This window comes from Cupriavidus campinensis, assembly GCF_905397395.1.
Classification (GTDB): Bacteria; Pseudomonadota; Gammaproteobacteria; order Burkholderiales; family Burkholderiaceae; genus Cupriavidus; species Cupriavidus campinensis.
The window spans coordinates 129389-139049 of record NZ_CAJPVH010000010.1; the positions used below are offsets into that span (position 1 = coordinate 129389).

A 9661-nucleotide genomic window follows, 5' to 3' on the forward strand; every position below is an offset into this window, starting at 1 on the left:
ATGAACCGGGGGAGGACGTTAAACTGCCCCCATCGCCCGCCGCGAGGCGGGCTTTTTCTTCCCGAGACAGCCATGCAAGCCGAGTACGACAACCAGAACATCTTCGCCCGCATCCTGCGTGGCGAACTCCCGTGCTTCAAGATCTACGAGGACGCGGACACCATCGCGTTCATGGACATCATGCCGCAGACCGACGGCCACGCGCTGGTCGTGCCGAAGGAGCAGGCAGTGGACCTGTTCGGCCTGTCCGAGGCCGGCGCGGCGGCGGCGATCAAGTCCACGCAGCGCGTGGCGCGTGCCGTGCGCGAGGCCTTCCAGCCGGACGGCATGGTCATCACCCAGTTCAACGGCGTGGCGGCGGGGCAGACCGTGCCGCACATCCATTTCCACATCGTGCCGCGCTACGCGGACCAGCCGATTCGCGGCCATGCGCGCGAGCAGCAGGACATGGCCGTGCTCAAGGAGCACGCCGAACGCGTGATCGCGGCGCTGGCGAAGCTGCCGGCCTGATCGGTCCCGATTTCATTCCCGGATACACGTAACGACACAAGGAAGTTCGACATGGCAATCAAGACAGTAGGCATCGTCGGTGCCGGCACGATGGGCAACGGCATCGCCCAGGCCTGCGCAGTAGCTGGCCTGGACGTGGTGATGGTCGATATCAGCGACGCCGCCGTGCAGAAGGGCATCGCCACGGTGGCCGGCAGCATGGACCGGCTGATCAAGAAGGAGAAGGCGACCGAGGCCGACAAGGCGGCAGCGCTGGCGCGCATCCACGGCAGCACCGCCTACGATGACCTCAAGAAAGCCGATATCGTCATCGAGGCCGCCACCGAGAACCATGAGCTGAAGCTCAAGATCCTCAAGCAGATCGACAGCATCGTCGGCGCGCACGTGATCGTGGCGTCGAACACCTCGTCGATCTCGATCACCAAGCTGGCTGCGGCGATCTCGCGCCCGGACCACTTCATCGGCATGCACTTCTTCAACCCGGTGCCGATGATGGCGCTGGTGGAGCTGATTCGCGGCCTGCAGACCAGCGATGCCACGCATGCGGACGTCGAGGAGCTGGCCAAGCGGCTGGGCAAGTATCCGATCACGGTGAAGAACAGCCCGGGCTTCGTGGTGAACCGCATCCTCTGCCCGATGATCAACGAGGCATTCTGCGTGCTGGGCGAGGGCCTGGCGTCGCCGGAGGAAATCGACGAGGGGATGAAGCTGGGCTGCAACCATCCGATCGGGCCGCTGGCGCTGGCGGACATGATCGGCCTGGATACGATGCTGGCGGTGATGGAAGTGCTCTACACCGAGTTCGCCGATCCGAAGTACCGTCCGGCGATGCTGATGCGCGAGATGGTCGCCGCCGGCTACCTCGGCCGCAAGACCGGGCGTGGGGTTTACGTGTACAGCAAGTAAGTCGATCGCTGCCCCCCCCTCTTCCAGGAGGAGGGGGGAGACCCTCACTCCCCGTACTGCCGCAGCCCCTCCAGGTCGAGTACCTCGATCACTCCGTAGTCCACCCGCACCAGCCCCTGCTGCTCCAGCACCTTCAGCGCCTGGTTGGCGCGCTGCCGCGAGATGCCGGCGAGCAGGCCGATCTCCTCCTGCGAGATCTCCAGCGTATTCCCCAACCCCGGATACAGGTGTTCGTTGAACAGTGACGACACCGCGCGCGCCACGCGCGAATCGATGTCCAGCAGCCGTTCGTACTCCACCGCCGCAATGAACTGCCCGAGCCGCTCGTTGAACTGCATCAGCAGGAAGCGCGTGAACGGCAGGCTGGTATCCAGCAGCCACTGAAAAGTCTCGCGCGGGATGAACGCGATGCGCGAGCGGCGCAGCGCCATCACGTCGTACTTGCGGATCTCCGACTTCAGCACCGCGCCTTCGCCGAACCAGCCGCCGGTCGGCACGCCGGTGAAGGTCACCGACTTGCCCGAGGGCGACACCGTGGTGATCTTGATGATGCCTTCCACCACCCCCAGCCAGTGCTCGGCCAGGTCGCCCTTGTGGCAGACATAGTCGCCCTGGCTGTACTCGCGCACGGTAGTCACGCGCTTCACACGGTCGCGCTGGGCCGGGCTGAGGTCGACGGCCCAGGCGCAGCGGTCGATGAAATCATGGGAAATCGCCATTCGGTGCTCCCGTAGGGATTAACCCGGAATTGTCATCGGCGTGACAACCCGGGGGGATGGCATCGGCTATCTTACGATCACAACGGAACCGGCCCGGCCTGATCTCACAAGGCTTGGCGGCTTGATGCGGTGCGAGAAGCGCCGCCTGGCGCCCAGTATAGCGACCGGTCCGGCGGCTTGATACCCGGCGTGGCCCCTACGCCCCCTGGGGGAGAGGAGACAGCGATGCAGGAATCGTCGGCAACGACCTTCCCGCGATGCCTGCTGGCGCACGCCACGCAGCGGCCGGATCATCCGGCCCATCGCGAGAAGGATCTCGGGATCTGGCAGACATACAGCTGGTCGCAAGCCGCGCGCGAGGTGCGCGCGCTCGCCTGCGGGCTGGCCGCGCTTGGGTTCCGGCGCGGCATGAACCTGGCCGTGGTGGGTGACAACCGCCCGCGTCTCTACTGGGCGATGACCGCCGCGCAGGCGCTCGGCGGCGTGCCCGTGCCGCTCTACCAGGACGCCATCGCCAACGAGATGGTCTATGTGCTGGAAGACGCCGAGATCGAATTCGCCGTGGTCGAGGACCAGGAGCAGGTAGACAAGCTGCTCGAGGTGGAGGCCCAGCTCGCCGCGCGCGGCCGCGCCGTGCGCCATCTGATCTACGAAGACCCGCGCGGCCTGCGCGACTACGACCATCCCTCGCTGCTCTCCTACGAACGCCTCCAGGAGATCGGCCGCGAGTACGATGCCGCGCACCCCGGCTTCTTCGACGAGCAGGTGCAGGCCGGCCAGCCCGACGACACCGCGATCATCCTCTACACCTCTGGCACCACCGGCAAGCCCAAGGGCGTCTGCCATTCGCACCAGGGGTTGATCGGCGCGGCGCGCAACGGCTGCCAGTTCGACAAGCTCGGCCCCGACGACGACGTGCTTTCCTACCTGCCGATGGCCTGGGTGGGCGACAACCTGTTCTCGTACGCGCAGGCGCTGGTCGCCGGCTTCACGGTGAACTGCCCGGAATCGCGCGAGACCGTGATGACGGACCTGCGCGAGATCGGCCCCACCTACTACTTCGCCCCGCCGCGCATCTATGAAGGGCTGCTGACGCAGGTGATGATCCGCATGGAGGACGCCGGCTGGGTCAAGCGCCGCCTGTACGACTGGGCGATGGGCGTGGCGCGCCGCTGCGGCGCGGACATCCTCGACAAGCGCCCCGTGCCGCTGGCGGACCGGCTGCGCTACACGCTGGGCGAATGGCTGATCTACGGCCCGCTGCGCAACGTGCTCGGCATGAGCCGCATCCGCGTGGGCTACACCGCCGGCGAGGCCATCGGCCCGGACCTCTTCCGCTTCTATCGCTCCATCGGCGTGAACCTGAAGCAGTTCTACGGGCAGACCGAGACCTGCGCCTACGTGTGCCTGCAGCCGGACGGGCAGGTCAAGTTCGACTCCGTCGGCCCGGCCGCGCCGGGCATGGAGATCCGCATCGCCGAGAACGGCGAGGTGCTGGTGCGCGGCGTGGGGCTGCTCAAGTCCTACTACAAGCGCGACGACGCCACGCGCGAGGCCATTAACGACGAGGGCTACTTCATGACCGGCGACGCCGGCGTGATCGACGCCGACGGCCACCTCAAGATCATCGACCGCGCCAAGGACGTCGGCAAGCTGGCCGACGGGTCGATGTTCGCGCCGAAGTACATCGAGAACAAGCTCAAGTTCTTCCCGTACATCAAGGAGGCGGTGGCCTTCGGCACGGACCGCGAGTCGGTCTGCGCCTTCATCAACATCGATTTCGATGCGGTGGGCAACTGGGCCGAGCGCCGCCACCTGGCCTATGCCGGCTACGTGGACCTGGCCGCCCAGCCGGATGTGATCGCGATGATCGCCGAGTGCGTGGAGCAGGTGAACGCCGACCTGGCGGCGGACGCCATGCTGGCCGGCTCGCAGGTGGCGCGCTTCCTGATCCTGCACAAGGAACTGGACCCGGATGACGACGAGTTGACGCGCACGCGCAAGGTGCGGCGCGGCTTCATCGCCGAGAAGTACGCGGTGCTGGTGGATGCGCTGTACGCGGGCAAGCCCGAGCAGTTCATCGAGACGCGCGTGAAGTTCGAGGATGGCCGCGAGGGCAGTGTCTCGGCCACGCTGAAGCTGGTGGACGTCAAGCGCTTCCCGCCCACGGGCGGCGCGCGCGCGGCATGAACAGGGGAATGGCATGACGCAGATGACATGGCGCGTGGACGCCACGGGCACGATGGCGCCGGCGGGCACGATCGCCGCGCCGGGGCACGCCGACGGCGTGCAGCACGAGGGGCTGCGCACCGGCGATGCGCTGGAGCCGGACTCCACCCTGCACACCCGCACCCGCGGCGACGTGATCCTGGACCTCCAGCACATCTCGCTCGCGTTCGGCGGCGTGAAGGCGCTGACCGACATCTCGTTCGACGTCTGCGAGCACGAGATCCGCGCGATCATCGGCCCGAACGGCGCGGGAAAGAGTTCGATGCTGAACGTGATCAACGGCGTCTATCACCCGCAGCAGGGCCGCATCGTGTTCCGGGGCGAGGAACGGCGCCAGATGCATCCCACCGCCGCCGCGCGGCAGGGCATTGCGCGCACGTTCCAGAACATCGCGCTGTTCAAGGGCATGACCGTGCTGGACAACATCATGACCGGCCGCAACACCCAGTTCCGCACCGGGCTGTTCGCGCACGCGCTGTGGTGGGGCCCGGCGCGCGCCGAGGAGATCCGGCACCGCCACAAGGTGGAGGAGGTGATCGACTTCCTCGAGATCCAGGCTATCCGCAAGACCCCGGTGGGGCGCCTGCCGTACGGCCTGCAGAAGCGCGTGGAGCTGGCGCGCGCGCTGGCGGCGGAGCCGTCGATGCTGCTGCTGGACGAGCCGATGGCCGGCATGAACGTGGAGGAGAAGCAGGACATGTGCCGCTTCATCCTCGACGTGAACCAGCAGTTCGGCACCACCATCGTGCTGATCGAGCACGACATGGGCGTGGTCATGGACATCTCCGACCGCGTGGTCGTGCTCGACTACGGCAAGAAGATTGGCGACGGCACGCCCGAGGAGGTCAAGGCCAATCCCGACGTAATCCGTGCCTACCTCGGCACCTCGCACTGAGCGCCCCATCATGACCTTCTTCTTCGAAATCCTGATCGGCGGGCTGCTCTCCGGGCTGATGTACTCGCTCGTGGCGCTGGGCTTCGTGCTGATCTACAAGGCGTCCGGCGTGTTCAACTTCGCGCAGGGGGCGATGGTCTACTTCGCCGCGCTGGCCGTGGTGGGGCTGATGGACAAGGGCATGCCGATGTGGGCGGCGTTCATCGGCGCGTTCGTGGTCATGGTCATCGTGGGCATCAGCACCGAGCGGCTGGTGCTGCGCAAGCTGGTCAACCAGCCGCCGATCACGCTGTTCATGGCGACCATCGGGCTGTCGTTCTTCCTGGAAGGACTCGGGCCGCTGCTGTTCGGCAACGAGGTGCGGCCGATCAACCTCGGCATCGTGGACGAGCCGATCGAGGCCATCCTCACCCGCTTCAACATCGTCCTCTCGAAGTTCGACCTGGCCGCCGCCGCGATTGCCGCCGTGCTGGTGGCCGCGCTGGCGCTGTTCTTCCAGTACACCAAGGTGGGCCGCGCGCTGCGCGCGGTGGCGGATGACCATCAGGCGGCGCTCTCGCTTGGCATTCCGCTCCAGCACATCTGGGCGATTGTCTGGGGCGTGGCCGGCTTCGTGGCGCTGGTGGCGGGCATGCTCTGGGGCTCCCGCAACGGCGTGCAGTTCGCGCTGACGCTGACCGCGCTCAAGGCGCTGCCGGTGCTGATCCTGGGCGGCTTCACCTCGGTGCCGGGGGCCATCGTCGGCGGGCTGATCATCGGCGCGTCCGAGAAGCTGGCCGAGATCTACATCCCGCCGGTGTTCCAGTCGATGTTCGGCGGCAACTTTGGCGGCATCGAAGGCTGGTTCCCCTATGTATTCGCGTTGCTGTTCCTGCTGGTGCGGCCCGAAGGGCTGTTCGGCGAGAAGCACATCGACCGCGTGTAACCCGTCCGGAGACCGACACCATGCTCTATCGTGAAGCCGGGCAGTTCAAGACCAGCTACATCGCCGACAGCCAGATCTTCCCGATCCGGCAGGACCGCATCGGCTTTGCCGTGCTGATGGCGGTGGCCTTCGTCGCGGTGCCGTTCACGGCCTCGGAATACTGGTTCAGCGCGATCCTGATCCCGTTCCTGATCTTCTCGCTCGCGGCGCTGGGGCTGAACATCCTGACCGGCTACGCCGGCCAGCTCTCGCTGGGCACGGCGGCCTTCATGGCCGTGGGCGCCTACGCGGCGTACAACTTCCAGTTGCGGATCGAAGGCATCCCGGTGCTGGCCACCTTTATCCTGGCCGGGCTGTCGGCGGCGCTGGTGGGCGTGGCGTTCGGGTTGCCCTCGCTGCGGATCAAGGGCTTCTACCTCGCCGTGGCCACGCTGGCGGCGCAGTTCTTCGTGGTCTGGGCGCTGACCAAGTTCCCCTGGCTGTCGAACAACAGCTCGTCGGGCGTGATCACCGCGCAGCGGCTGGACCTCTTCGGCTTCGCCATCGACACCCCGGTGCGCAAGTACCTGTTCGTGCTGGCCTTTGTCACGGTGCTGGCGTTCGTCGCCAAGAACCTGGTGCGCTCGGCCACCGGCCGCGCCTGGATGGCCGTGCGGGACATGGACGTGGCCGCCGAGGTCATCGGCATTCCGCTGATGCGCACCAAGCTGCTCGCCTTCGCGGTCAGCTCGTTCTACTGCGGCGTGGCCGGCGCGCTCTATGCGTTCTGCTACCTGGGCTCGGTGGAGCCGGACGGCTTTTCGCTGGACCTCTCGTTCCGCATCCTGTTCATGATCATCATCGGCGGGGTGGGCAGCATCCTCGGCTCCTTCCTCGGCGCCGCGTTCATCCTGCTGCTGCCGATCTTCCTCGACAACGTGCTGCCCGGCCTGGCCGCGCTGCTGCATCTGCCGTTCACGAACGCCACGGTGTCGCACATCCAGCTGATGGTGTTCGGCGCGCTGATCATCTTCTTCCTGATCGTGGAGCCGCACGGCCTGGCGCGGCTGTGGCAGATCGCCAAGGAGAAGCTGCGGCTCTGGCCGTTCCCGCATTGATTCATCGTCGTAGCCCATAACAACGCCCGTCTACGAGGCGAAAGGTCAAGGAGACTGTCATGACAACCCTGATTCGCAATGTGCAGCGCGCCGCCCTGGCGGTTGGCGTGGCGGCGGCCCTGCTGGCACCGTCGCTGCCGGCGCTGGCACAGGCCAACGAGCAGTTCGTGGCGTTGCCAAGCTACCGCGTGGGGCCCTACGGCGCCAACGGCCAGTCGTTCTACGGCGGCTTCATCGACTACCTGAACTACGTCAACCTCAAGGACGGCGGCATCAACGGCGTGAAGCTGGGCTGGGAAGAGTGCGAGACCGAATACAACAACGCCAAGGGCGTGGAGTGCTACGAGCGGCTCAAGTCGAAGAACCCCACGACCAAGGGCACGGCGTATCACTCGATGTCCACCGGCATCTCCTACGCGCTGGTCGACAAGACCGCCGCCGACAAGGTGCCGCTGGTGATGATGGGCTACGGCCGCACGGATGCCGTGGACGGCTCGGTGTTCCCGTACGCCTTCCCGCTGGTCACCACGTACCAGATGCAGGTGTCGGCCATCGTCAAGTACCTGGCCACCAAGAGCGGCGGGTCGCTGAACGGCAAGAAGATCGTCTACCTGTACCACGACTCGGCCTACGGCAAGGAGCCGATCGTCGCCCTGCAGGCCGAGGCGCGGCTGAACAAGTTCAACCTGGTGGAGATTCCGGTGGCGCACCCGGGCAACGAGCAGGGCGCCCAGTGGCTCAAGATCCGCCAGGAGAACCCGGACTACGTGATCTTCTGGGGCTGGGGCGTGATGAACCAGACCGCGCTGAAGGCGGCGCAGAAGGTGGGCTTCTCGCGCGACAAGATGATCGGCTCCTGGTGGGCCGGCTCCGAGGAAGACACCGTGCCGGCCGGCGACGCCGCCAAGGGCTACATGAGCGCGACATGGAACGTGGCGGGCCGCAACGTGCCGCTGATCGCCGATATCGACAAGGTGGTCTACGGCGCCGGCAAGGGCAATATGCAGGATCGCAACAAGGTTGGCTCGGTGCTCTATAACCGGGGCGTCTCGGCGGCCGTGGTGACGGTGGAGGCGGTCCGCGTGGCGCAGGACAAGTTCGGCAAGGGCAAGATGATGTCCGGCGACCAGATGCGCTGGGCCTTCGAGAACCTGAACGTGACCAACGCGCGCCTGCAGCAGCTGGGCGCAACCGGCCTGCTGCCCGAGATCAAGACCAGCTGCGACAACCACGAGGGCTCCGGCAAGGTGAAGATCCAGCAGTGGGACGGCGCCAAGTGGGTGGTGGTGTCGGACTGGATCGAAGGCAACAAGGCGCTGATCCACCCGCTGTTCAAGGCCAATGCGGCGCAGTACGCGAAGGAGAAGGGCATTACGCCGGCCTGCGCGAAGTCCTGAAGCGCGGCGGTGCTTGTCTCCCCTCTCCCGCTGGGTGAGGGGAGCGAATCGGCAGCATACGAGGCGTGACCCATGACCCTGCTATCCGTCAACAACATCGAAGTCATCTACGACCACGTGATCCTGGTGCTCAAGGGGGTCTCGCTGGAGGTGCCCGAAGGCCGCATCGTGGCGCTGCTCGGCGCCAACGGGGCCGGCAAGACCACCACGCTCAAGGCGATCTCGAACCTGCTCCACGCCGAGCGCGGCGACGTGACCAAGGGCTCCATCGAATATCGCGGTAATCGCGTGGACCAGCTCACGCCCAACGACCTCGTCAAGCGCGGGGTGATCCAGGTCATGGAGGGGCGCCATTGCTTCGCCCACCTGACCATCGAGGAAAACCTGCTCACCGGCGCCTACACGCGCGGGCTGTCGCGCGCAGACACGCGCCACGAGCTGGAGAAGATCTACACCTACTTCCCGCGCCTGCAGACGCGGCGCAAGTCCCAGGCCGGCTACACCTCGGGCGGCGAGCAGCAGATGTGTGCGATCGGGCGGGCGATGATGGCCAAGCCGGCGATGATCCTGCTCGACGAGCCTTCCATGGGCCTGGCCCCGCAGATCGTCGAGGAGATCTTCGAGATCGTGCGCGACCTGAATACGCGCGAGAAGGTGAGCTTCCTGCTGGCCGAGCAGAACACGATGGTGGCGCTGCGCTACGCCGACTACGGCTACATCCTGGAGAACGGCCGCGTGGTCATGGACGGCGAGGCCGAATCGCTGCGCACCAACGAGGACGTCAAGGAGTTCTACCTGGGCGTGGCCGCCAACGATGCCGATGGCGCCGCGCGCAAGTCGTTCCGCGATGTGAAGAGCTATCGGCGCCGCAAGCGCTGGCTGGCCTGAATTCCTACCCCTCCCGCACCATGGCTGACTATTTCGATTCGCTGGAAACGCGCACGCCGGCCGAGCGCGAGGCCGCGCTGCTGGCCGCCCTCGCG

Annotated in this window: 9 protein-coding genes; 8 read left to right on the forward strand and 1 reads right to left on the reverse strand. The window is 66.3% G+C overall.

Features of this window, described 5'->3' with window-relative positions; all coding sequences use genetic code 11:
• Window positions 1-72: 72 nt before the first annotated feature.
• Window positions 73-510, forward strand: coding sequence for an HIT family protein (locus KHO18_RS09195; protein ID WP_144199050.1), 438 nt, complete (start codon window positions 73-75; stop codon window positions 508-510).
• Window positions 511-561: 51 nt separating this feature from the next.
• Window positions 562-1416: a 3-hydroxybutyryl-CoA dehydrogenase gene (locus KHO18_RS09200; protein WP_144199048.1), complete on the forward strand. Its 855-nt coding sequence runs from the start codon at window positions 562-564 to the stop codon at window positions 1414-1416.
• A gap of 44 nt (window positions 1417-1460) precedes the next feature.
• Here the strand turns inward: KHO18_RS09200 and KHO18_RS09205 are convergent, their stop codons facing one another.
• On the reverse strand, window positions 1461-2129 hold the full coding sequence (locus KHO18_RS09205; RefSeq protein ID WP_211943053.1) for a Crp/Fnr family transcriptional regulator: 669 nt from the start codon (window positions 2127-2129) through the stop codon (window positions 1461-1463).
• Between the two features lie 231 nt (window positions 2130-2360).
• Between KHO18_RS09205 and KHO18_RS09210 the strand changes: the two genes are divergently transcribed.
• The 6 genes from KHO18_RS09210 to KHO18_RS09235 all read left to right on the forward strand — a co-directional run bounded on the left by KHO18_RS09210 (window position 2361) and on the right by KHO18_RS09235 (window position 9566).
• Entirely contained in the window at window positions 2361-4325 is a 1965-nt protein-coding gene (locus KHO18_RS09210; protein WP_144199046.1) for an AMP-binding protein, read from the forward strand.
• A gap of 13 nt (window positions 4326-4338) precedes the next feature.
• Window positions 4339-5259 (forward strand): ABC transporter ATP-binding protein, encoded by a 921-nt coding sequence (locus tag KHO18_RS09215; protein WP_144199044.1) that lies wholly within the window; start codon window positions 4339-4341, stop codon window positions 5257-5259.
• 10 nt (window positions 5260-5269) lie between these two features.
• Window positions 5270-6184, forward strand: a complete 915-nt coding sequence (locus KHO18_RS09220; protein WP_144199042.1) for a branched-chain amino acid ABC transporter permease — start codon at window positions 5270-5272, stop codon at window positions 6182-6184.
• 20 nt (window positions 6185-6204) lie between these two features.
• Window positions 6205-7281: a branched-chain amino acid ABC transporter permease gene (locus tag KHO18_RS09225; protein WP_144199040.1), complete on the forward strand. Its 1077-nt coding sequence runs from the start codon at window positions 6205-6207 to the stop codon at window positions 7279-7281.
• 59 nt (window positions 7282-7340) lie between these two features.
• A complete protein-coding gene (locus KHO18_RS09230) occupies window positions 7341-8678 on the forward strand; it encodes an ABC transporter substrate-binding protein (protein ID WP_144199038.1) in 1338 nt (445 codons plus the stop codon).
• Window positions 8679-8750: 72 nt separating this feature from the next.
• Window positions 8751-9566, forward strand: a complete 816-nt coding sequence (locus KHO18_RS09235) for an ABC transporter ATP-binding protein (RefSeq protein WP_211943049.1) — start codon at window positions 8751-8753, stop codon at window positions 9564-9566.
• Window positions 9567-9661: the final 95 nt, after the last annotated feature.